This is a genomic window from Candidatus Bathyarchaeota archaeon, assembly GCA_026014725.1.
In the GTDB taxonomy this organism is placed as follows: domain Archaea; phylum Thermoproteota; class Bathyarchaeia; order Bathyarchaeales; family Bathycorpusculaceae; genus Bathycorpusculum.
Genome location: JAOZHV010000019.1, coordinates 1 through 21,891, shown reverse-complemented (window position 1 = coordinate 21,891; position 21,891 = coordinate 1). Strand labels below are relative to the sequence as shown.

25 protein-coding genes and 1 rRNA gene are annotated in these 21,891 nt (G+C 44.1%); 8 read left to right on the top strand and 18 right to left on the bottom strand.

Going from position 1 to position 21,891, the window contains the following annotated elements:
- Positions 1-264 (top strand): 23S ribosomal RNA (locus tag NWE95_02430); the annotation flags it as partial.
- 254 nt (positions 265-518) lie between these two features.
- On the opposite strand, the gene NWE95_02425 is transcribed toward NWE95_02430, so the two are convergent.
- Both NWE95_02425 and NWE95_02420 read right to left on the bottom strand, forming a co-directional pair.
- A complete protein-coding gene (locus NWE95_02425; GenBank protein MCW4002751.1) occupies positions 519-737 on the bottom strand; it encodes a hypothetical protein in 219 nt (72 codons plus the stop codon).
- A 51-nt stretch (positions 738-788) separates the two neighbouring features.
- Positions 789-929 (bottom strand): hypothetical protein, encoded by a 141-nt coding sequence (locus NWE95_02420; protein MCW4002750.1) that lies wholly within the window; start codon positions 927-929, stop codon positions 789-791.
- 299 nt (positions 930-1,228) lie between these two features.
- Between NWE95_02420 and NWE95_02415 the strand changes: the two genes are divergently transcribed.
- Positions 1,229-1,762: a hypothetical protein gene (locus NWE95_02415; GenBank protein ID MCW4002749.1), complete on the top strand. Its 534-nt coding sequence runs from the start codon at positions 1,229-1,231 to the stop codon at positions 1,760-1,762.
- 17 nt (positions 1,763-1,779) lie between these two features.
- Here the strand turns inward: NWE95_02415 and NWE95_02410 are convergent, their stop codons facing one another.
- From NWE95_02410 to NWE95_02370, 9 genes are all read right to left on the bottom strand, one after another.
- The gene (locus NWE95_02410; GenBank protein ID MCW4002748.1) at positions 1,780-2,601 is read right to left on the bottom strand and encodes a hypothetical protein; all 822 of its coding nucleotides are present in this window, start codon (positions 2,599-2,601) and stop codon (positions 1,780-1,782) included.
- Between the two features lie 115 nt (positions 2,602-2,716).
- Entirely contained in the window at positions 2,717-3,595 is an 879-nt protein-coding gene (locus tag NWE95_02405; GenBank protein MCW4002747.1) for a hypothetical protein, read from the bottom strand.
- Between the two features lie 37 nt (positions 3,596-3,632).
- Positions 3,633-3,920 (bottom strand): hypothetical protein, encoded by a 288-nt coding sequence (locus NWE95_02400; GenBank protein MCW4002746.1) that lies wholly within the window; start codon positions 3,918-3,920, stop codon positions 3,633-3,635.
- Positions 3,917-5,170, bottom strand: a complete 1,254-nt coding sequence (locus NWE95_02395) for a right-handed parallel beta-helix repeat-containing protein (protein MCW4002745.1) — start codon at positions 5,168-5,170, stop codon at positions 3,917-3,919. The genes NWE95_02400 and NWE95_02395 overlap by 4 nt, the downstream gene beginning before the upstream one ends.
- A gap of 73 nt (positions 5,171-5,243) precedes the next feature.
- Entirely contained in the window at positions 5,244-5,801 is a 558-nt protein-coding gene (locus tag NWE95_02390; protein ID MCW4002744.1) for a hypothetical protein, read from the bottom strand.
- Positions 5,798-7,099 carry a right-handed parallel beta-helix repeat-containing protein gene (locus NWE95_02385; protein ID MCW4002743.1) on the bottom strand — a complete coding sequence of 434 codons (1,302 nt, stop codon included), beginning with the start codon at positions 7,097-7,099 and terminating at the stop codon, positions 5,798-5,800. Before NWE95_02385 ends, NWE95_02390 begins: the two co-directional genes overlap by 4 nt.
- Positions 7,057-7,770 carry a hypothetical protein gene (locus tag NWE95_02380; protein ID MCW4002742.1) on the bottom strand — a complete coding sequence of 238 codons (714 nt, stop codon included), beginning with the start codon at positions 7,768-7,770 and terminating at the stop codon, positions 7,057-7,059. The genes NWE95_02385 and NWE95_02380 overlap by 43 nt, the downstream gene beginning before the upstream one ends.
- Before the next feature lie 98 nt (positions 7,771-7,868).
- On the bottom strand, positions 7,869-9,362 hold the full coding sequence (locus tag NWE95_02375; GenBank protein MCW4002741.1) for a VCBS repeat-containing protein: 1,494 nt from the start codon (positions 9,360-9,362) through the stop codon (positions 7,869-7,871).
- Between the two features lie 95 nt (positions 9,363-9,457).
- On the bottom strand, positions 9,458-10,642 hold the full coding sequence (locus NWE95_02370) for a DEAD/DEAH box helicase (protein ID MCW4002740.1): 1,185 nt from the start codon (positions 10,640-10,642) through the stop codon (positions 9,458-9,460).
- A 253-nt stretch (positions 10,643-10,895) separates the two neighbouring features.
- Between NWE95_02370 and NWE95_02365 the strand changes: the two genes are divergently transcribed.
- Together NWE95_02365 and NWE95_02360 are read left to right on the top strand one after the other, a co-directional pair.
- On the top strand, positions 10,896-11,171 hold the full coding sequence (locus NWE95_02365) for a hypothetical protein (protein ID MCW4002739.1): 276 nt from the start codon (positions 10,896-10,898) through the stop codon (positions 11,169-11,171).
- 110 nt (positions 11,172-11,281) lie between these two features.
- The gene (locus tag NWE95_02360; protein MCW4002738.1) at positions 11,282-11,428 is read left to right on the top strand and encodes a YHS domain-containing protein; all 147 of its coding nucleotides are present in this window, start codon (positions 11,282-11,284) and stop codon (positions 11,426-11,428) included.
- 29 nt (positions 11,429-11,457) lie between these two features.
- Here NWE95_02360 and aqpZ read toward each other — a convergent pair whose 3' ends face one another.
- The 4 genes from aqpZ to NWE95_02340 form a co-directional block, all read right to left on the bottom strand.
- A complete protein-coding gene (gene aqpZ / locus NWE95_02355) occupies positions 11,458-12,186 on the bottom strand; it encodes an aquaporin Z (GenBank protein MCW4002737.1) in 729 nt (242 codons plus the stop codon).
- A 98-nt stretch (positions 12,187-12,284) separates the two neighbouring features.
- Positions 12,285-13,562 carry a DUF1015 domain-containing protein gene (locus NWE95_02350; protein ID MCW4002736.1) on the bottom strand — a complete coding sequence of 426 codons (1,278 nt, stop codon included), beginning with the start codon at positions 13,560-13,562 and terminating at the stop codon, positions 12,285-12,287.
- A gap of 7 nt (positions 13,563-13,569) precedes the next feature.
- The gene (locus tag NWE95_02345; GenBank protein MCW4002735.1) at positions 13,570-14,475 is read right to left on the bottom strand and encodes a hydroxyacid dehydrogenase; all 906 of its coding nucleotides are present in this window, start codon (positions 14,473-14,475) and stop codon (positions 13,570-13,572) included.
- Positions 14,472-15,548, bottom strand: coding sequence for an alanine--glyoxylate aminotransferase family protein (locus tag NWE95_02340; GenBank protein MCW4002734.1), 1,077 nt, complete (start codon positions 15,546-15,548; stop codon positions 14,472-14,474). The genes NWE95_02345 and NWE95_02340 overlap by 4 nt, the downstream gene beginning before the upstream one ends.
- 189 nt (positions 15,549-15,737) lie before the next feature.
- Here NWE95_02340 and NWE95_02335 point away from each other — a divergent pair, with 189 nt between their 5' ends.
- Together NWE95_02335 and sepF are read left to right on the top strand one after the other, a co-directional pair.
- The gene (locus NWE95_02335) at positions 15,738-16,088 is read left to right on the top strand and encodes a DUF5658 family protein (GenBank protein ID MCW4002733.1); all 351 of its coding nucleotides are present in this window, start codon (positions 15,738-15,740) and stop codon (positions 16,086-16,088) included.
- 177 nt (positions 16,089-16,265) lie between these two features.
- A complete protein-coding gene (sepF, locus tag NWE95_02330; GenBank protein ID MCW4002732.1) occupies positions 16,266-16,736 on the top strand; it encodes a cell division protein SepF in 471 nt (156 codons plus the stop codon).
- Here the strand turns inward: sepF and NWE95_02325 are convergent.
- Complete coding sequence (locus NWE95_02325; GenBank protein ID MCW4002731.1) at positions 16,723-18,648, bottom strand: beta-CASP ribonuclease aCPSF1; 1,926 nt, start codon at positions 18,646-18,648, stop codon at positions 16,723-16,725. The genes sepF and NWE95_02325 overlap by 14 nt on opposite strands.
- A gap of 5 nt (positions 18,649-18,653) precedes the next feature.
- Complete coding sequence (gene psmB / locus NWE95_02320; GenBank protein MCW4002730.1) at positions 18,654-19,298, bottom strand: archaeal proteasome endopeptidase complex subunit beta; 645 nt, start codon at positions 19,296-19,298, stop codon at positions 18,654-18,656.
- A 248-nt stretch (positions 19,299-19,546) separates the two neighbouring features.
- Between psmB and NWE95_02315 the strand changes: the two genes are divergently transcribed.
- Both NWE95_02315 and queC read left to right on the top strand, forming a co-directional pair.
- Positions 19,547-20,044, top strand: coding sequence for a QueT transporter family protein (locus NWE95_02315; GenBank protein MCW4002729.1), 498 nt, complete (start codon positions 19,547-19,549; stop codon positions 20,042-20,044).
- Entirely contained in the window at positions 20,029-20,694 is a 666-nt protein-coding gene (gene queC, locus NWE95_02310) for a 7-cyano-7-deazaguanine synthase QueC (protein ID MCW4002728.1), read from the top strand. The genes NWE95_02315 and queC overlap by 16 nt, the downstream gene beginning before the upstream one ends.
- Here queC and NWE95_02305 read toward each other — a convergent pair.
- Positions 20,691-21,891: InlB B-repeat-containing protein (locus NWE95_02305; GenBank protein ID MCW4002727.1), on the bottom strand; the 1,201-nt coding region annotated here is incomplete at its 5' end. The genes queC and NWE95_02305 overlap by 4 nt on opposite strands.

Here is a 21,891-nt window from a genome sequence, read left to right as displayed (position 1 = left end):
GGGTCCCTAGTACGAGAGGAACGGGACGCTGTGGCCTCTAGTTAACCGGTTGTCTGATAAGGCAGTCGCCGGGCAGCCACGCCGTTGTGGATAAGAGCTGAAAGCATCTAAGCTCGAAGCCTCTCCCGAAAAGAGGCAGCCATTCCCGTTTACCGGGACGAAGGCTCCCATAGAAGATGGGTTTGATGGAGCCGGGGTGTAAGTTGGAAGACTTCGGTCGACCAGTTCAGCCTGCGGCCACCAATCGCCTGAGATGTCGAGTCAATGTAGTGTCTGAGCGATATTTGGTTGAGGCGCGGTTTGGTTGGTGTGGTTTGTTGTTGTGTTTGGTTTGTGCATGGTTTCACGTTGTTGTTTTGTTTTTTTAGTAGTAGATGATGAGTGTGTGCTCTTAGTGCATCATCAAGTGGTGGGTTGTGTGGTTTGGTGTGTTTTTGGTTTTTGGGTTTGTTTTGGGTTGGTTGTTGGTTGTGGGCGCTTTTTCAAGTTGTGGAGGGGCAAATGCAGTTTTTTTAAAACTATTTTTCTGCCTTCTGTTTAGGTTTGAAGTGTGGGCAGGCTGTTTCTTTAGGGTTTAAATTAGTGAAGTGTGCTGCTTTGCATTTTCCATTATCAAAATTTGCGCATTCGCCGTGCTTGTGCTTGTAGAAGTCCATTGTTGGAGCGCTATTTTGCAGTTTGCGCAGGGCATTTTTGAGCAACCCTATCTTTCCCACATCCTTCTTTAGGTCTAACAACTGATAAACTAACTTAATTTGCTTTGTGTGAGAAAAAACGTTTTAATCCTATCACAAGTCTGCTTGAGAAACTGGTTGCGTTTTGCTGTTGCATTGTTTTTCTACGCCTGTTAGGTTGTGAGATAAGCTTTTTTCTTCACAAGCCATACATGGCTTAATGTTGAGTTTGACTTGGTGTAGTTGTGAAGGCATGTTAGAGAAGCCTAAAAAACCACATATCTATAGAATCGGTTTTGTTGCTCTGCCATGACCCCCCCTATCCTATGCCAAAAATTTTTTGTGCCTTATGATTAGAAGAAACTAGAGAACTGCTTTGTTTGTATTATTAACGGGGGATGATGTCGCAGTTCTGTCCTTTAGGACAAAGTTAATTTTTTAGGGATTGAGCTGCTTCTATTTTGCTTTGTATAGAAACCTTGAGTTAAGCCTTAAGCTTTAGTTCATAAACATAGACAAAAAGTCTTTTTAGCAGGATTAATCAGAGCTAATTTTTGATAAAATGCAAATTAGTTGAAAACTGCTTGACTCAAACAACCTACCCAATGAAAAAGATTGTTTATACTATAATTTCAATCGGTTTAATAATCGCAATTTCGGTAGCGGTTTTTGCGCTTTTGTTTCAAGCAAATAATTCAAACGTTCCTAAACAAAATCAACTAAACATAAAGATCACTAACTTTTCAATAAACAAAGGGTGGAGTTACGTAGGCGGCTTGGTTATGGATTGTAGCTTTAATCTAACAATAGAGAATAAAGGCGTAGAAAACGTGAGTGATTTAGTATTGACCGTTAAAATGTTCCATAACAATAGCGAGGTCCAAGTTGGAAATTACTTTTTTGATGGTACTTACGAAAACGGTACTATTACGGAACCGCTTTATGCTGGCGAGGTAAGAGCGTTCAAAGGAACAATAATGTCGATTTTTGGTGATGCTGCATACCAATACTTGGGGTCAAATGAGACCGCTATTATTGCTTTTGTGACTTTGGATAACGTTGTTCTGGATCAACGGAAAAGTGAATAAAATTTTCGTTTTTCTAGTTATACACTTTGAGAGGCTGATAGGGGGTGTCTGCGTGTTCTGAAAAATATCAGGACTAATAATATTATTATGATTGACAAAAAAATCGCAATGATAGCGGTAAAAGTTACTAAAGGTATTGAAATCAAGCCTTCATTTTCAGTTGGATTAGGCGTAACAGAGGTAGGCGGCGAAGTGATTGCTGATGTAGGATTGGGTGAATCAGTTGAGGAAGTCAGGTGTTCAGGTATAGTAAATGTTTGTACGCTACCGCTTGTTTCGCCTTGAACTACGCCTGACACTAAATGTCCAGTCAAATCTCCAATATAATCATATACTCTGAATTGCCCATCATGCATTAACATTGCACCCACATGTACATCAATCTGGGAGCGAGATGGATAATCACCCTCGATTGATACTATCGTATATTCGGATTTAGTTGCTTCGAGAGTTTTTGGATAGGGAGAAGTCTCTGTAAAATTATATGGGAAATTGTAACAGTATCGCCAATCATTTTGATTTGAAGGGTCGAAATGACCTGTTACGTATATGTTATAATACAGGTAATAATTCACACCGTTTAGGTTTTTTATAAAAGGTTGGTTCTTTATCTTGACTTCTATGGTGCTTTTATCCACAATTTCATATGTCTTAGTTCCCGTAAATGAGTCTATATGGGTTATATTTTCTGATGCTGGATTGAATGTTAAGGTAAATTCTGGCGGCGTTGGTTTTTGTGTTGTTGTTGCTTGGGCATTAGTTGATTCAACTATCAGTGGACTTGACACCGCTAAGATTACAACCAAGCATATTGAGAGATACTTTCCCAATTTATCCATAACAAAATTAAGCGACTTGTTAGGATTTATAATTTACTTGTAAACCTGATAATCCCCTGCTAAGATGGGAAAAGGAAGTGCAAAAAGAGTCCTTGGATGCGAGGAAGGGTGCCTTTTAGGTAGGTGTACTCATTGCTTCATGATATTTTCTGCGGAGCAAAAGCAAACTAATAGCCACGATGATTATTGAGACTGTAGAAATAGTTGCGACTATAACCGTTGGAAAACTCTCAGGTTCAGCTATGGTGAAGGGCACGATTTCGGATGCGCCTATGTTTTCGAACGGGTCTTTCGCATATACTCTTATGGTGTGAGAGCCGCTGGATAATCCGTTGAGGGTGACGTTTTCGGTGATTGTTGCATTGTCTTGTCCGTCAAGGCTATAGCCAATCCAAGCGACGGATTTACTCACGCTAAAGTTTAGAAGAAAACTTCCAAAATAAGTAGTGTTCTCTAAGTTGAAAATCGAAACAGCAGGCGCTCCCCAAGGGTGCATAAGTGGATAATGATCTATGTTCTTCTGGTTTGGATAATTCTTTGACGTGTAAAGTCCTCTTTCTATATAGTATGGCGTGTTGCCGATTCCTGTGTTTCCTACCTCTGAAGCGTTAGGGTACTTTATCGTGTAGTTGCTCCAGTAATTGCCAACATGACCATTGTCCCATAGGCTTTCTGTGAAAAATCCGGGATAATCACTTAGAAAGAAATTATTTTGGAAGAATCTGTTTGAATAGCAATCGCTACCAACGAAAACGTAAGTGATGTTGTTTTGTGTAATCAAATTGTTGTTGCCTGAGTAAACGGATACGCCTGTATTGCTTTCGGTTATTGTGTTGAAATCGCCAAGTATTCTGACGTTTTTGCTGGTTGTTACTCCTATTATTTGGCAGTTGGAACTAACCTGAAGATTGATGGTGTTAATGTTGTTGGCTATTACTTTCACGTTTTTTACAATGACATTATGGACATCTACTAAGTTAATACCGACATCCACGTAATATGCAGGATACCCGTCAATACTAAACGAACCGTTAACTGCAACATCCTACTAAGTGTCCAGCACCGTCAAACACAATGTTGCTACATTGAATCTCAATTGAGAATTCCCGAATTATATCTGCTGTAAGTGTGTAGGTATTTCCTGTCTTGGTAATGTAAGAGTTATTCTCAGGGCTCACGCTGCCATTACTGTTAATTGTGATTTTCGGCAGATGCAATGGAGCATAGGGGTTTGCGGTTGCCAAACTAACAAACGTTGTTCCCACTGCTGTAATTAAGAGTGCGGTAATGAGGATGAGTGGTATGGCTAAACGCCTCACGTTTGCATAGCCTCCCTTTGCTTCTTTTTGCGATAGAACAAAAGCAAGCCAGCACTCACGGCAACAGCGACTGCAACAAAAATAGCGGCTATTATAATCAGAAAAGGCTCAGCCTGAGGCAGTACAAGGGCATCATTTTCAACGCTATAAGGAGCCATAAGTGGATAGTTATCTTGGTTGTTCTCGTCAATAATATACGGTGTATCCCCTTTTCCGTCATTGTTGTTATCTATTCCTGTATAGTCGCTCCAGAAGTTGCCTTGTTTTCCATTGTCCCAATAATTTACTGGTGTTCCTTTTGCACTCCGAACATTATTGACGTTGTTTACGAATGAATTTCTATAGAGGGTATTATTGTAAACGTTTTCAGGGCGCGCTTCTTCTACACTGTAGTAGCAAAGAGCGATGGCGCATGTGTTTTTTTCGAATGTGTTCTCAAAAATAATGTTGTTGAAGCATTCTGATGAGAATTGTAGGGCAGTGGAGCCCACACTTGTTATGATGTTGCGAAAAACTAGATTGCATGATGACATTGTCAAGGTTATTCCTGTGCCACCGCCTATTATGGTGTTGTTTGAAATGGTGTTGTTGTGACATCTGGCTAAGTTAATGCCCGTTCCGCGACTGATATTGTTGCGGCTTAACGTGTTGTTATTGCTTGATTCCAGACTGATGCCCATGCCATAATCACCATCCGATGAATTGCTGTCAAAATTGTTATCCGTGATTTGGTTGTATGACCCAGTTCCAACGATTCCATAGCCCACGTTTGTTGCTGTGTTGCTCACTATGATGTTGTTGTCAGCTTTAATCATGCTAAACGCTTGGTAAGTGGTTATTTTGTTTTCTGTCAGAGTGTTCCTTGATGCATTTTCCATCAGTATTCCAGTGCCGAACTGTTTGATAACTAGGTTTTTGACTGTGGTGTTGGTTCTGTTTGATATATCGACTCCTGCGTAAAACAGGATGTCGTTCCCAATGATTGAGTAGCCTGCTCCATCAAGAATGATGCCGTCTCGCTCAATTTTTACCGTGGTGTTGGTTAAGTCACCTTTTAAAGTGTAAACGTTATTCTCTTTTGTTATGGGTGCTGTGGAAGGCTCGATGTTGCCGTCGGTTCGGATGTAAACAGTGTTTATGGGTGGTATTTCAGGAAAAAAGTTGCATAGGCTACTTCCAAATTGGGAGACAACTAAGACTGTAACTATTAATACTGAAATTACTGTTAGTTTTAAAACTGTTTTCTTCACGCCTGTTTTACCTCTCTTCGGCGTTTTCTGCTATAAAGAACTATCAAACTAGCAATCACGATAATTGAACATTTCATGTGAGTCCCCGTTTTTTCTTTAAGGAGATTACCAGTGCTAAACCGATGAGTGCAATCGCAATCGGAGCCGTAACCCAAAAGATGGGGGAAGCTTCTCTAACAATATTAGTTGAGGTGTCTACTCTGAAAAAACTTGTTTCATTAAAGTTACCAGTTAAACCACCAACCGCGGTTTCACCATAAATCGTAAGAGTATGGTTCCCGTCGGATAGGTTAGTTAACATAGCGTTTCCGTAAACTGGGTAAGGCAAATGAGATATTTCTGAAGGTTCCGTTAGCGCCACTAGAATAGCAGTTTGGCCGTCTAAACTGTAATTAAGCCATCTTAAGGTCTCCAGATTATGATAGATGAATCCACGTATCTGGACTGTGACGTTTAAGGGAACGTCTGATACATGGTATATACCATTTGAGGAAGGAGACTTTATGGTTACTAGAGGGGGGTCATAGGGCAACCCCTCGAATTGTCCATAATCGTATTGCACTGCTTTTACCCCTCCCAACATCGCAAAAAAGAGTGGTGAAATGAAAATTAGCCCTAATACCGTTTTCACAGTTTGCCACCCTTATAGAATTTCTTGAGGTAGATCAGAAAGCCAATACCCGCGGCAATAATGACTGCAATAGAAATAGCGGCAATTATTGTCAGAGAAGGCTTAGCGTGAGGCAGAGCAGCATCATTTCTAAAATTGTTTTCGTTGTAAGGGGCAGTAAGGGGGTAGTTGTCTTGTCCAGCAACAAAGCTCACGTCTCCGCCAACGGTGTTGTCCCATCTGACTGCGGTTATTATGTATGGGGAATCGCCTATGCCGTCGCCGTTGCTGTCTGTGCCGTTGTAGTCAGCCCAGTAGTTGCCTATGGTGCCGTTGTCCCAGAAAGTGTTTCCTGCATCCTGAATTCGGATAGTGCAGTTTGTTGGGAAAGTGTTTGCGTAAAAGGTGTTGTTTGTGGTTCCTTGGTCAAGCGCTACAGTATCATCCACCGCGTTGGTTGTCATGTTGTTGCCGAAAAAGGTGTTGTTTGAACTAAAGATGAGTCGTATGCCTGTGAGGTTGTTTTGGTAGATTTGGTTGTTTGAGGCACTAATGAAGGATATGCTGCTTGTGATGTGGTTTCTTGCGATTATGCTTGAGTATGCTGAGCCCAGTCTGATTGACGGTGAGGCAGTCTGGATGAAGTTATCTGTTATTGTGTTTGATGAGCCTTGAAGAGCTATGCTGCCATCAATGCCGTCCATTATGTCGGTTAGAGTGTTTCCTTTGATTGTGATGTTTGTGCCGTTGCAGGCAATAGCTGGACCATAAATTCGGCTAAAACTATTGTTTTCAATTAGGACATGCGAGGAGGCTTCAGCTACTATGCCCATGGGGCTGTCAAAAACTGCGGTTTCCTCGTCAAAACTGTTGCCGACTATGCTGATGTGTGAGGAACCAGAAATTCTGACTCCAGAGCTGAACCTTTCGATGTTCAGGTTAGTAATGTTAACATTGTTTCGTCCTGTGATGATTATGCCGTTGTTGCCCGCATCGCCCCAGCTTGGAGCGAGCCCCATCCAGCTTTTGTTGCCCTCCATCAAGTAGCCAGAACCATCAAGAACAATATTATCGCGCTGAATCACAAGCGTATGCATGGCTATGTTGCCTGTAAGCTTGTAAACTTCACCTGCTCGCTCGATGGGGGCTGTGGCTGGCTCGACATCTCCGCTGGCTCTAATGTAGATTCGTGGCAAGTCTGGACCGGGGTCTGGGAAGAAATTTGCCGATGAAAAACTTGTGAAATGAGCCCCTGCTAAAAGCAGTACTAGCAAGGTCAAAAGTGAAAGTGACAAGATTGTTCTTTTGGTAGCCCGCATTTTACCTTAATCCTCCTCTTGCTCGTCTGAAAAAATAGCACGCTCGCTACCAATGCTGCCAAGGCGTAGGCTATTATTATGTAGGGCACGGGGTTTTCGAGGGGAAGAATACCTGTGTTTGTTGTTGGTAGGGGTGTTGCGGTTTGGGAAGTTGCGGGTGGTAACCCTGTGGTGCCGTTGGGAAAGTTATCAGGTAACCCAAAAGGATTTTCAGGCGGCACATAATCAAAGTCAACCGTAAACTCCACTGACCTAGACATTTCCGTGCCGTCAACAGCATGCGAATACACAATTAGCGTGTGCTTGCCCTCAGAAAGATTGTCCAAAGTGGTGTTTACGCTAAAGCCGTTGCCTCTTGCAATAACGCCTTTCGTAGATGTCCAATACGCCTCCTCTGTTTTTTCTATATTGGTAAGGGTGACGTTGGCTTTCCCATCCAAACTATAGCTAATGCGCTTAATGCTGCTGGATTCGCTTGGCAGAGCATTAACCCTAACATAGAGGCGAACAGAGGACTCATTGTAAACGGCTGGGGTGATGGGGGAGAAAATTTCGATGGAGGGCGGCGGATAATAATTGGCGCTGGCTAACTGCGGCTGAACTGCCACTGCAATCAAGGCTAACATAACAAGTGCCGTAATGGATTGGGCGGTTGTTTTGCTCTTATGCAACGTTAATCAATGATAGTCACGCACAACTTTAGCCTAAATATGTTCTCGTCAAAGTTTCTTGACTAACCGCACATTTGGGTTTAGTCAAACTTTCTTGACTAAAGCATCACTTTGCTTTTTCGCCTTTTATAAACCATCAAAACGAACACTGATGTGCCGCTCGCTATCAGGACAACGGCAACAACATACACAATGTACGTGGGGAATGCCTCCGTTTGTGGCAGAGACCATATGCGCATGTCAGGGTCACATAAATTGCCAAGAGCCGAACAACCAATGGTTATCATCTCTACTACGCCATCGTTATCCACGTCGCCGCTACCTACGTTCCACGCGCAGGAACCATCATCAAAACTCCACTCCGTGCTATATTTTAACACCAACGCTGCCCCATCAAAACCCCACACTCGCAGTTGACCACGGTCATGGGCTGCTTCAGGATTGTTAAAACTGCCCTCAGCCGCCGTTATCCCGCTTACAACAATGTCGGTTTTGCCGTCGCCGTCAACATCGTTTAAGGTGACACACTTAACTTCAGTAAGGTAATCAGTTGCCCATTCCTGACTGGCTTTCTCCATCAGAGCGTCCCCATCCCAGCGCCAAACCTTAATCTGCGCATTAACCTGCTCGCCGTCATAGGCAAATCCGCCCGTAACCACCTCTTTTTTGCCGTCGCCGTCCAAATCGCCTGCTTTCACGTTATACACCGCAGTGTTGCCTTGCGTGCCTCCAGCGATGGTTTTGGCGGTTAAGCCTTCGACAAGCTGCCACTGCTGATTTGCCAAAAGACCAAGCTCTTGACCCCTCCATTGCCAAAGGCTAAGTTGCCCTTTGCTGTCGGCGAGTTCTCCAGCGTAGCCTCCTATGATTATTTCTTGGGTGCCATCGTTGTTTAGGTCAGAGGCGTAGACTGAATTGGCGCTTGTCACGTTAGCCGAAGCCAAACTTGCGTTTTTATAAAGAGACAACGTGCTATCGCTATATTTCCATAGGCAAAGCTGAGAGGAATTGCGGATTTCGCTGTACAATCTTCCCACGGATAGGATTTCTTGCGCGCCGTCATTATCCACATCCGCAACGAAAAGCGAAGCAATCGATGCGCCTTCATAATGCGCTTTTAGGGATAATTCACCGTTTTTCATTTGCCAAATTCTAAGAGCCGTTGTAGAGTTGCCTGTTTGATTCCTAAAAGACCCAGCAGTGATTATCTCCACAACGCCATCGCCGTCCAAGTCAGCAGCATAAAGACAATAGATGTTGCCGTTCCAGTTAGTGCTGGTTTTAAGAGTGATGTTTTGCCCATTCCAACCCCACACCTTCAGCGGCGCTTGGCTGGCAAACCTTGTGCCGTTGACAGTGTTATATGAGAAGCCGCCCGTAAGTATCTCCATGGCGCCGTCACCGTCAACGTCAGCGACAAAAATGTTATGCGTGCCAAAAACACAGGTGCCTCCAACGCCGTAAGTGTCCCAATTCTGCTCAGCCTCAAGCGTGAAGCCGTCATTTTCTGCGTTTGCAAGTATAGACATGAAAGGGCTAAGAAGCATTAGTGCGAGAAAAGCCGCGATTAAGAGTTTACATTGCACATTCATAGTAAACACTAATCAATAGTTAGAGGGTCTTAAAATAACTTACAGTTAGGCACTTTGTTATCCTAACTAAAGATAGAAAACAAAAAAAGTTGGTTTTAGAAGAAACTCTGAATCGGCGAATCTTCCTCAACAGCGCATGGTTTAATCTGCTCAATCTTCGTCTTTGTCAACGCTTTAATGTTGTTAAAGTTTGACATTTCACCGTAACTAACCAACGTTATAGCCGTGCCTTCTTCGCCTTTGCGTGCAGTTCTACCCACTCGGTGGAAATACACTGGAGCATCTTCAGGTACGTCATAGTTGATTATGTGAGTTATGCCTTCGATGTCTAAGCCTCTTGCGGCAACGTCAGTTGCTATAAGCAAATTGATTCTGCCACAGCGAAAATCGCTGATTGCCCTGTCTCTTTGTGCTTGAGTAAAGCCTGCGTGGAGCGCTTGCACACGGAAACCTTTACGGTAAAGCTGGTCTTGGAGTCTGCTTGTGTCTCGGCGTGTTCTGCAGAAAACAATAGCTTTCTCAACTCCGTCATTGCGGAGAATATCGCACAGTGCATTGAGTTTGCCACCTTGATTAACAACAGTGTAGAGCTGCTTCATCTGAGTTAAGGCAATCTCGTCTTTGCTGACAAGAATCTTCTCTGGACTTTTCATGTACTTGTTTGACAGGCGCATGACTCGCTCATCAATGGTTGCACTAAACAGAGCAGTTTGACGATTCCTAGGCGTTTTCGAGAGTATGAATTCGATGTCTTCGATAAAGCCCATGTCCAGCATGCGGTCTGCCTCGTCCAAAACAACGAAGCTAACTGAGCCCAAGTTTAGCACACGGCGTTCCATCAAGTCAATGAGTCTGCCGGGTGTGCCGACGACAATGTCGACTCCGCGTGATAGTGAGTGAATTTGCTTGTTGATGGATTCTCCACCGTAAACAGCCAAAACCTTCACTTTTGCGTGTTTACCAAATTTAGCTATGTTCTCAGCATCTTGGTTTGCCAACTCGCGAGTAGGAGCCAAAACGAGCCCTTGAACACCGCGGACTTCACGGTTCAAAAGTTGAACCATGGGAACACCGAAAGCAGCAGTCTTGCCAGTTCCGGTTTGAGCTTGCCCGATAACATCTTTGCCTTCGACCAAGGGGATTATTGCTTGAGCTTGAATTGGAAAAAGACTTTCAAACCCGAGTTCTTCTATACTTTTCTGGATTTCCCTATTTAGTGGTAAATCCCTAAATGATTGAATTTGCATTTCTATTTTTCTTCTGCCACAGATCCTTTTCATGATTTCTCTAAAAGCCTTGTTAGGAGCTTTGTTACATGAGTTAATGTGACAGCCTCAAAGTGGCTGTGGGTGTATAAAAAGCTTTAGTCAGATTTAAGATAATTAAGATGGAGAAAAATCAGCCTTTTTATTGAAAAATGTGTTGTGGTTGTATAGTCTCAGTCACATATCCATAAAAGCTATTGAAATTACACTCTTACCAAGACAAGACAAAACATGTGCTAAACCGTTTAAAATGAAGGAGTTTATGGAAATGAGTAGAAAAAATAGAGCAAAGAACCCACCGCCTTACTTTTACGACGGACCACCCTTAAGCAAAGAAGAAAAGCAAGAGCAAACCGATGACCCCTACGATGATGAAGAAAGAGAAAACATGCTAAATGAGGATGAAATAACTCCTGCTGAAGAGGGCTTCATGATGGGCAGAGAACAGGAACCGCCAAGCAAAAAAGAAACACGTAAAAAAGCCATAAGCCACGACGACACGGTCTCGGTTGAGCTTGCTAAGGCAGATACGGAAGATTCTTAATAGCTTCTGTGCAAAGGGGCAGGTTTTGTTGCCCACGCTTTTCCTTCGAAGCACCACTAACAATAATAGGTAGTAGCGTGCAATCAAGGGTTGAGGCTATTAAACAAATAATGTCATTTAGAGACCCTGTTTGCGGCATGGTTCTTGATGAGAACACCGCTAAGTACAAGATTTCTTACGATGGCGAGACCTACCATTTCTGCAGTGTTGCTTGCAAGAAAAAATTCAAGCGGCACGCCACAAAATTCGTTAAATAAACAAAAAAGAGAAGAAGTGGTTGGTTGCTCTACTTGAAAGCTTCCCAGACAAGGGCAGCTAAAATGCCGCCAATTATCGGAGCTACCCAGAACAACCAAAGCTGACTAAGTGCTTCTCCACCTGCAAAAATACCCACAATAACTGCTGGACCTAAACTTCTCGCAGGATTCACGGACGTCCCAGTTATCGGTATCCCAACCAAGTGTATTAGCACTAAGGTCAAACCGATTGCTAAACCAGCAAACCCTTTAGGCGCTCTTTGATGTGTCGAACCATGAACCACCAGTACAAAAATGAAAGTCAACACAACCTCAGCAATTAACGCAGATATCATGGGATAACCAGCAGGAGATGCACTGTCATAGCCGTTTTGCCCCAAGCCCGTTGCCGCTAAACTAAACATTGGCTTCCCGCTAACGATAACGTAAAGAATGCCTGCACCAATCACGGCACCTACACATTGAAAAACAATGTAGAGCACTGCGTCTTTAGCGCTTATTTTTCTGGCAACTAACATCGAGATTGAAATCGCAGGGTTAATGTGGCAACCCGATATGCCCCCGATAGCGTAAACCATGCCCAGCACAGCAATACCGAAAGCAAACGAAATCCCCACATTCCCAACGTATGTACCTGCAATCGCCGCGCTACCGCACCCCATCAGCACAAGCACCATCGTACCGATAAGCTCAGCCAAGTATTTTGTTATAGGTTTAATCTGGTCTAGTACAAAAGCTGGTCTTTCTGCTCTTTCCATTTCACCCATAAACTACTCCCCAAGGCAAAATTTTGCCTGATTCTATTTTCTAATGTTTAAATAGATAACATTTGCCATCCAAGACAGCGCTCGCTAAATCAAAGCTTCTCGCCTGAAGCAATATCCATCAGCAACAGACCCGACACTAACTTAGGATAAAAATCCGTGCTTTTTTCAGGCAAAAGCTCATGCTGCTGAGCAATCTCCGCAACAGTTTTCGCGTTAATTGGATTAACCAAAAAAGCAAGACTGGCTTCTCCACGCTCAACCTTCTCAACGGCGTCCTTAGCCCAGCGCACGTAGAGAATGTTCTCATCCATGTTTAACTCTCCTGTTCGGAGAATAAACTTGAACACGATGTCTCGAAGGATTACCACATCAAAAATTTTTGTCTCTTTAGATACGTTAGCGTTTACAAACTCGTAAACTGCCTTGTCATGTTTTAGCGTTAAACCATGCGCTTTAGCGCCATCATAAACAGCAAACGCGTGCTCGTTCACATGGCTCTCCAAGAATCCCTCTATCGCCTCAACAGTTGGCTTGATTTCTGCCACATCAAAGAAGAACTTGAAAACTTCCAACAAATCTTCTGTTAACTTGTAATCTTTCAGCAACCTGTGAGTTGGCAACACGATAAGTCCTTCTTCCTCAACAGGAACCATATAGCACATGTGAAAATTAAACGCTGAATCCATTGTCCAGTTGCCTTTGCTGCGCATTTCATCACGGTAAGCCAGCGCGCTTTCATATCGGTGGTGGCCATCAGTGATAACCATTGTTTTATCGCTTAAATCAGCCTGCAACTGCTTAATCTTCTGTGGGTCAGTAACTTTCCACACAGTATGCCTAACTTGTAGGGGGTCAGTAACTTCGATAACAGGCTTAGTCTTTGCCACTTCCTCTAGGAAAGAAATAGTCTTCTTCTGTGGGTCTGAATAAATCAAAAACACGGGTTCAAGGTCTTTTTGCACCGTGCGAAGCATGTTTAACCTGTCAGCTTTCGGAGCCTTATAGGTGCCTTCATGCGGAAAAACCATGTTTTCACTGTAAGAATAAAGCCGAAGAGCAGCGATTATTCCTGTGCGCTGGGATTTTTTGCCGTCCAAAGCGAATTCTTGTCGAGACACAAAAACGGCTGGCTCCACTTCCTTTTCCATGATGCCTTCCTTTAGCCATTGCTCTAAGCGTTGTTGCGCCACAGTGTACTTGTTTTGTTCCATGGGTAAAATCAAACGACAGAAATTGTACGGCGACTGTTGATAGTATTCTTTCTGCATTTGAGCGTCAATCTTGTCGTAAGGCTGAGTAATTAAGCGTTCAGTCTTGCCAGCTTTGCTTGTGTACCTTATGGCTTTGAAAGGTCTAATCTCAACCAAGTGTGCGTCAGCTCTCAGTTTTTTCCAGCGCTTTTATAACTTGTTGGGCTATTTGTATGCTTGCCCTCATTTGTGCCTCATGCGTTTGGGCACCGATATGCGGCGTAGCAATGACGTTGTCTAATGCTAAGAGTTTGCTGTTTTTAGGCGGTGGTTCCTCCTCGAAAACATCCAGTGCTGCACCAGCCACCTTCCCAGAAACGAGTGCTTGGTAGAGTGCCTCTTGGTCAACCACGCCGCCGCGAGAGCAGTCAATTATCATTACGCCGTCTTTCATCATGCTGAATTCTTTTGTTGAAATCATGTGGCGTGTGCGAGGTGTGAGCGGAACATGGATCGTTATGAAGTCGGCTTGGCGTAGCATCTCAGCTAAGGGGACAAAGCGGTCGTGGACGCATTCTTCTACTGGGAGAACGTTCATGCCAAGCGCCATGGCTAAACGCTCAACAGCTTTACCGATGTAGCCACAGCCGATTACGCCTAAGGTTTTGCCGTCAACCTCTGTGCCCATCATGTTTGACTTTTCCCACCTGCCTTGTTTTAGACTCACAGTTCCCTGTACTATGCCTCTGGCAAGAGCCAGCAAGTGACCTATAGTTAATTCAGCAACACTTAGGTACGAAACATGCGGAGTATTAACCAAAGTTATTCCCAAATTTTTAGCGCGCTCAAAGTCCACGTTATCTAAGCCTTCTCCTGCACGTCCAATGACTTTGAGCTTTTTAGCGTTCTCAAGCAGTTCGCCTTTGACTTTTGTTGCTGAACGCACGATTAAAACGTCATAGTCAGCGATTATTTTAGGCAACTCAGACTTTGGCGTGTCCCATGCGCGTGTTACTTGGTAGCCTTTTTTTTGTAGAATTTTTATGCCTTCCTCAAATATTTCATCGCTTATGAGGATTTTAATCGTCAAGTTAATCCCCAAATATCATCAATTAAGCCTATGACCTCTTTTATGCCTTGCAGGTTCCACTCGCCCATGTGACCGATGCGGAAGGTTTTCTCAGCCAGTTTACCGTAACCGTTACTTATCATGTAACCTTTCTCGCCGAGTTTCTGGTTTAGTTCCTTAACGTTCTTGCCTTGTGTGTTTTTTATGCAGCTAACCGTTAAGGATTCGTAGCCCGCTTCAGAGAACATCTCAAAATGCTTCTTTGCCCACTGCTGCGTATACTGAGCCATTTCCTTGTGTCGTTGGTAGACCTTATCATATGTTTCTTCAAGCAACAAGTCCATGCGCTTGTCTAGAGCGTAAAGTAGCGGGATGCATGGCGTGAAAGGTGTTTGATGTTTCTTCTCGAACTCGAATATTTCAACCATGTCCGTGTAGGTGCCTCTGTTCGGAATCTGTTTTGCACGCTCAATAGCACGGTCATTAACTAGCGCAACCGCTAGCCCGGGCGGAAGGGCGAAGCATTTTTGTGTTGATGCGAAAATTATGTCGCACCCGATTTCTGAGGGCAAGGTTTTGTCACCTGCCATTGATGAAACTGCGTCAATCGCATAGATAATGTTTGGGTATTTCTTGCGTACTAGTTTGCCGATGTCGCTAATTGGGTTACGCACACCTGTGGATGACTCGTTATGGCAAACGGTAAGCGTATCATATTCGCCGCTGTCAAGCTTTTCCGCTATCATTTCGGGCTTAACAGCTTTACCCCATTCAACCTCCAGTACATCTGTTGGTTTACCGCATGCTTTGAGGGTTTCAGCGCACCTCTGCGAGAAAGCACCGTTAACGCATGCAAGCGCCTTTTTCTGGACGATACTTCTTCCGACAATGTCAAACCAAAGCGTGCCAGATGAAGTGGTAACGGTAGGTTTGCAGTCAGCTGGCAACTCGAAATACTTTGCTAATTTGGCGGTTATTCCAGCGTAAAGGTCAGAGAACGCTTTATCTCGGTGACCAATCATGGGATGAGTTTGCTCATTTAAGATTTCTCTACTAACTTCAGTTGGACCTGGAATCAAGAGTTTTTTATGCATGCCTGACCCTTCTGCAAAAGAGGTTTAACCTTTAAAATATAAGCGTTATGTGGAGAAAACCCAACCTTCAGTCTTCAGCAAATTTTGATGTTAATGTAGCTCCGTTATTTTAGTAATATATCGATTCTAACAATCTAATTTTTAAGCAACATCAGCAGAATAATATTTTGGAGAAAGGAGAAGGCGCTAATGTACACGCTAAAGTCAGATTTGATTCAAAGTTTCGTTCTTGTACTAATGGGATCAATAGACTGCATAACTACAGCCATAGGAATCCTGTACTTTGGCGCCGTTGAATTAAACCCTTTTATGGCAGGAATAGTAAGCACAAACATCCTAGCCTTTATGGCAGTAAAGATGTGCGCAACTTTCCTCATAGGCTTCACCTACATTTTAGCTACCCGAACGCTCAAAAAAGCCACAAACAAAGAAACTAGGTCATATAAGTGCTCTCACTCCATACTAAAAGCTGCTTACGCAGGGCTAGTCATGTTCTTAATTGCGGTTGTAGTGAACAACCTGATAATTCTTCTGTCATAAGCAAAAAATCCCCCTGTTCGATGGATAATAGGTCTCGAAAATAGAGAGTGAATTGATTTCTAAAACACAAATCAAATATGTAGGTGCTAACAATTCTAAAATACAGCACTGTCAACGGCTAAAAATAAGGAAACGCTTAACTGTTGAATCGAGAGATATAAGGGGTTAGAAATCAAAATGCCCAAGTTTAGCCTATTTCGCAAAAAGAAAGAACCAGAACAGAAAACAATAGCAACGGCGCCTTCAGAAGAACCTAAACAAGAACAGCAAGAACCAACCGCACCAGCCCAAGAGATAGCACAAGGAAGCATCACGCAACCTGTTGAGCAAAAACCAGAAGTAGTTGAAGTCCCAAGCAAAACCTACCTAAAGGCTATGCCTCTACGAGAACTAGCTGATGTGGAAAAAGTGAAGAATGAGGTAACAAACGGTAACATCATAATTTTACGGGTTGCACCTCTCGCCAGCAAAAGCATTGAAGATGTCAAAACCGCCGTTAATGACCTCTACCAGTTTGCTGAATCCACAGGCGGTGACATCGCACGCTTAGGTGAAGAACGAGTGGTTATCTGCCCGAAAAATATTAGGATTTGGCGCGAGAAAACTCCAACGCCGGTTTCAAACGAACCTGTGCCTACAGCAGCCTAAAAGTCTCCAGTACAGACGGGACAACTGTGTTGATGCCTGCTTTACTGCATAGGAAATGTGAAAAGTTAATCGTCTTTTGTTTCTCACCGTGCACAACAAAGATGCGTTCTGGCTTTGGTGTAAGATGCGTCAGGTAGTTAACGAGTTGGCGTCTATCAGAGTGTCCTGAGAAACCTTCGATTGACTCCACCTGCATCTTGACGGATAATGCTGCCATTTTGCCCTCATTATCCATCATTGTTACTTCGCCTACGCCTTTCTGGACACGCCGACCCATTGTGCCTTCAATCTGGTAGCTGACAAATATTATGCTGTTTTTCTCATCGCTTGCCCAGTTCTTGAAGTACTCAATTACTGGTCCACCTTCAAGCATACCTGAAGTTGCCAAAACGATGCATGGCTCGCCTTCGATGATGCTTTGGCGAACGCTTGGGTGCTCAACGATGGTGAAGTAATCAGATTGAAAGGGGTTAATTTCCTCATGTAGAATGCTGTGGCGAACTTCTCTGCCGAGGTATTCTGGGTACGCCGTGTGGATGGCTGTGGCTTCGCTAATCATGCCTTCGATGAAAACTGGGGCTTCCTTCATCATGCCCCGCTTCATGTAGCCGTCAATAACAAGCATGATTTCTTGTGCTCTACCGACAGCAGGCACTGGGATGAGCACTTTGCCTTTACGTTCCAACGTTTTATTAATAACGTTAGTTAAAGCTTCTTCAGCTTCCACCCGTGAGGGAACAACATCATCTGGGCCACTGTAAGTGCTCTCAGTAATAACGGTTTCAATACGTGGAAACTCTGTGGTTGCTGCTTCCAGCAACATGGTGCGCCCGAATTTGTAGTCGCTTGTATAAACAATGTTGTGTAAGCCTTCGCCGATGTGCAAGTGCACCATTGCGCCGCCTAAGATGTGCCCTGAATTGTGAAGCGTAAGACGAATATCTGGAGCGATGTCGGTTACAACTCCGTATCGCAGTGGGATTGTGTGCAGGACGCATTCGCGCACATCTTTTTGGTCGTAGTACGGTGTTATGCCCTGCTTGCTAGCCACATCCAAATAGTCCAATTGTAGCATAGTCATCAAATTGGATGTTGGCGCAGAGCAATAAAGTGGGCCATCATAACCATATTTGTATAAGAAAGGCGCCAGCCCGCAGTGGTCAAGGTGAGCGTGGCTTATAACTACGGCGTCTAATGAGTCAAGCTGAAATTCTGGGCAGTCAAACCGTGGAAACGCCTCAAAAGGACGATTAGAACCAGGATGAATACCACAGTCCAACAGTACACTGCTTTCTCTTGTTTTAATCAGGAATGCTGAGCGACCGACTTCTTGGGCACCGCCTAAAACAGTCATGCGGACGTCGCCGACTTCATAACTTTTTGGTCTAAAGATGCGTTCACCCACCGTTCGCAGGATTCGCTCTCGCTCTTTACTTTCAGAATGAAGATAATGCCGCATATGCGTAACAATCTTCGACTTAATCGGCGGACTGCGAAGCACCTGAGGGCGCCACTTGGTTTTCTTTATGATTTCCTGCAAAACCGCGCCGTTTCGCCCTATAACTAAGCCTGGTTTCTTGGTTTCTATGATGATTTCGCCAAGGCTTGGGTCAAAGTTGATGTCTGTGACTTCTGCATCTTGCGGAATCAGTTCACGTGCGATTTTTTCTGCCTCAACCTCGGGAAGTCTAACTGAGGGGTCAGGTCGAATGACTATTCTTTTGCGTATTACCCCAACTATTTCTGCTACAACGCCGCTTTGGTCAACCAAAATCTCTGGTTTTTTAGTGTAGACCGCCAGCATTGGTCCTTCATATTCTATTCTGGTGACTTCTGCTTCTCTTGGGACTTTTTGGAGAATGTATTGGCTGATTTCTATCTTGTCTTTATCTTTTTCTTGAGTTCGTGCCACTGTTTTTAGCTTCCTACTTTGGAAAGATTATGTTTTTCTTCGTCTGATAATTCTCTGTAACCGTTTTTGTCGATTACAGTAATGTTATAATTGTTGCCGCTTGCAACGTCACGCTTCATAGCAGCATTTACAGCTTTTACAATAATTGGTAATAATTCGGTGATGGTCATGCCTTCACGATACTTGTCTTCAAGTATGCCGTAAGCGATTGGTGAGCCTGAGCCTGTTGAAACCGATTTTTCCTCGTTTAAACTTCCATATGGGTCCAGGTTGTAGACGTGGGGTCCAGTGTCATCTATTCCGCCGACTAGAACCTGTGTTGCTAAGGGTATATAGCGGGCTGAGAAAAGCAGGTTTGCTACAAGCCTTGCGGCAGATTTGACGGGCATTGGTCTGTTCATGTTTATTTTGTAGAGTTGGGCGTTTGCTGTCAGGATGTCAACTACCCGTTGTGCGTCGGCGACGGTTCCAGCAATTGTCATGCCTAAATGGTCATCAATCTTGTAGACTTTTTTGCCAAATTTATGTGCAACATAGAAGCCCATGGTTACTCGTGTATCTGAAGCTAAAATTACGCCATCTTTGCAGACGACACCTATCGTGGTTGTTCCTTTGAGGACTAACTGGTTAACTGCATTGTTTTGTGACATATATTTGTGCTCCCAAAACTCCGTTTTACGGAATGCCATCCATTAGGAAGTAGCATCATGTAATCTTTCCGAGAGATTAATTAAGATTTCGCCAAATCACAATAAGACACACAACCATTCCTGCCCAGTTTTTACCAAACATTTTTAGGTAAGAACAAGGCTTAATGGCAGTTCGGCGGGTGAGTGGAGTCTCCCACCCGTTCCGCCAACCATAAATAAAACCCGGGAGTTAGGGAGGCAAAATACATTTGACGATACGTTCGAAAGATTTGGCTTTAATAGCGATGTATGCTGCTCTGTATGCAGCGTTAGTAGTTGTTTTAGGCGGCTTTTCTTATGGGCCTATTCAGGTTCGTGTTGCAGACGCGTTGGTGGCAGTTGTTCCCTTGCTTGGTGTTGCCGGCGTTTTAGGTCATACACTTGGGGTCTTTATTGCAAACATGTTCTCGCCAGCTGGTTTACTTGATTTGCTCAATACTATTCCGTCGTTTGTCATGGCTTTCGTCGTTTGGTATGTTTACAAGCGGACAAGCAATGATTATACGGTGATTGGAACCTGCATCGCCTACTCGGCGGTCTTGGGTACAACTGTCGGCTGGATGCTCTCCTACCTATACGAGTTGCCTTTGCTTCCAACAATTGCTTATGTTGCTATTGGAAATACCATTGCAAGTGTGCTCATTGGTTGGCCTCTCTTTAAGGTATTAAAAAGAATTGGAGTGTTCCAAAGATGGCTGGGAAATTAGAAAACAAAAAATGTGTGGTAGTGCTCAGCGGTGGACCAGACTCAGCCGTTGTTGCTTATTGGGCAAAAAAACAAGGCTACCAAATCTACCCCATAACCTTCAAGTATGGACAAATCGCCCAGAAAGAAACCGAGAGCGCCCAAAGTATCGCTGAAAAACTAGGTGCAACCACAAAAATTATTGACCTCTCAACGCTTAAAGAGGTGTTTGGTGGTGTAACCTCGCTCTGCAACACTGACATCCCTTTGACATCTGAGTTCAGTCCGCCAATAATCGTGCCCTTCCGCAATGCAATTTTTCTCTCAGTAGCCGTAGCTTATGCGGTTTCTGTTGGTGCAGACAAGATTTTCTATGGCGCCCAAGGTTCCGATGAACCGTTTTATCCTGATTGCCGAAGAGAATTCTACGAGGCATTCGAGAAGGCGGCACAGCTGGGCACTTGTCAAGAAATCACTATCAAAGCGCCTTTTAGTGGCATGCAAAAGTCAGATTTGATAAAGCTTGGCGCTGAACTGGGTGTACCCTTTGAATTAACGTGGTCATGCTACCTCAACGGTGCCAAACACTGTGGCAAATGCGAGTCCTGTTTGAACCGCCAAAAAGCCTTCAAAGACGCAGGCGTCAGCGACCCAACTGCATATGGCAATTAGCCATCGATTGTTACGTTGTCTATGTAGATTGTTGTGGCTGCTGCGGATGGGGCGTCTGAGTAGCTAAAGCCAACTCTTGCATAACTGAGTGTTCTACCGCTATTGTTTAGGTTGTATGCTGAACAAACCAATGCTCCGTCAACATAGAATTCTACCCAACCGTTTGTTGTCCCCCGATTTATTCCAAGCTTTAAACTGTGCCAGCCGCTAGTATAGGCTATGCTTGAGGTTTGATAGACCAAACTGGCTCCAGAATAATACCATATCGCCCAATAAAGCGTTCCACCCACCTGTCGTATTCCTGCGTAGGCTAGGGCGTTTCCTGCTGTGCTCTGGGTGAAGGCTAGTGCCCATTGGTCTTCTTCGTTGGTGTCTGGCGGCGCGTTGAACCGTACATAAGCGCTCAGGTATGCTGGGTTTGTTCCTGTTATGCTCTTGTATGCTCCTGCCCAAACATTGTTTGCGCCAGAAGATAGACTGCAACTGAGATGATATGTTCCTTGATATGGGCTGGTAGTGGAAATTGAAGCACCACCGTCTGTTCCATCCCAAAGTGCCAAGGTGCCCATCTCAAAAGTATCTTCCAGCAAATGGCTTGAGGATAATGTGAAGGTTGCGGTTACAGTTTTGTTCCCATTCATGATGATTGTTGCTGGGTTGGTAGTTCCAGTCAGGTCTCCGCTCCATCCTGTGAACTCGTAGCCCGCGGCGGGAACGGCAGTTAATTGTACTGTGGTGCCTGATGTATAGGTTGCTTGGTCTGGATTCTTTGTTACTGACCCATTGCCAACAACATTTACTGTTAACGTGTATTGTGTTGGCGAGGTCGGCGCAAAAGTTGCAGTTACAACTTTGTTGCTGTTCATCGTTATGTTTGCCGGATTGGTGGTGCCTGTTAAATCTCCGCTCCAACCAGTGAATGTGTAGCCTGCGTTTGGTGTTGCGGTTAACTGAACTGTTGACCCAGAAGTATAGGTTGCTTGGTTAGGATTCTTTGTAACGGAGCCACTGCCAGAAACATTAATCGTCAAAGTGTACTCTGCCGGCGGCGTTGTGGAGGTGTCAATTGTTACTTCGTCTATGTAGATTGTTGTGGTTGCTGCTGAGGGTGCATCTGAGTAGCTAAAGCCGACTCTAGCGTAACTGAGTGTTCTGCCGCTGTTAGCCAAGTTGTATGCTGAGCAGACTATTGCGCCG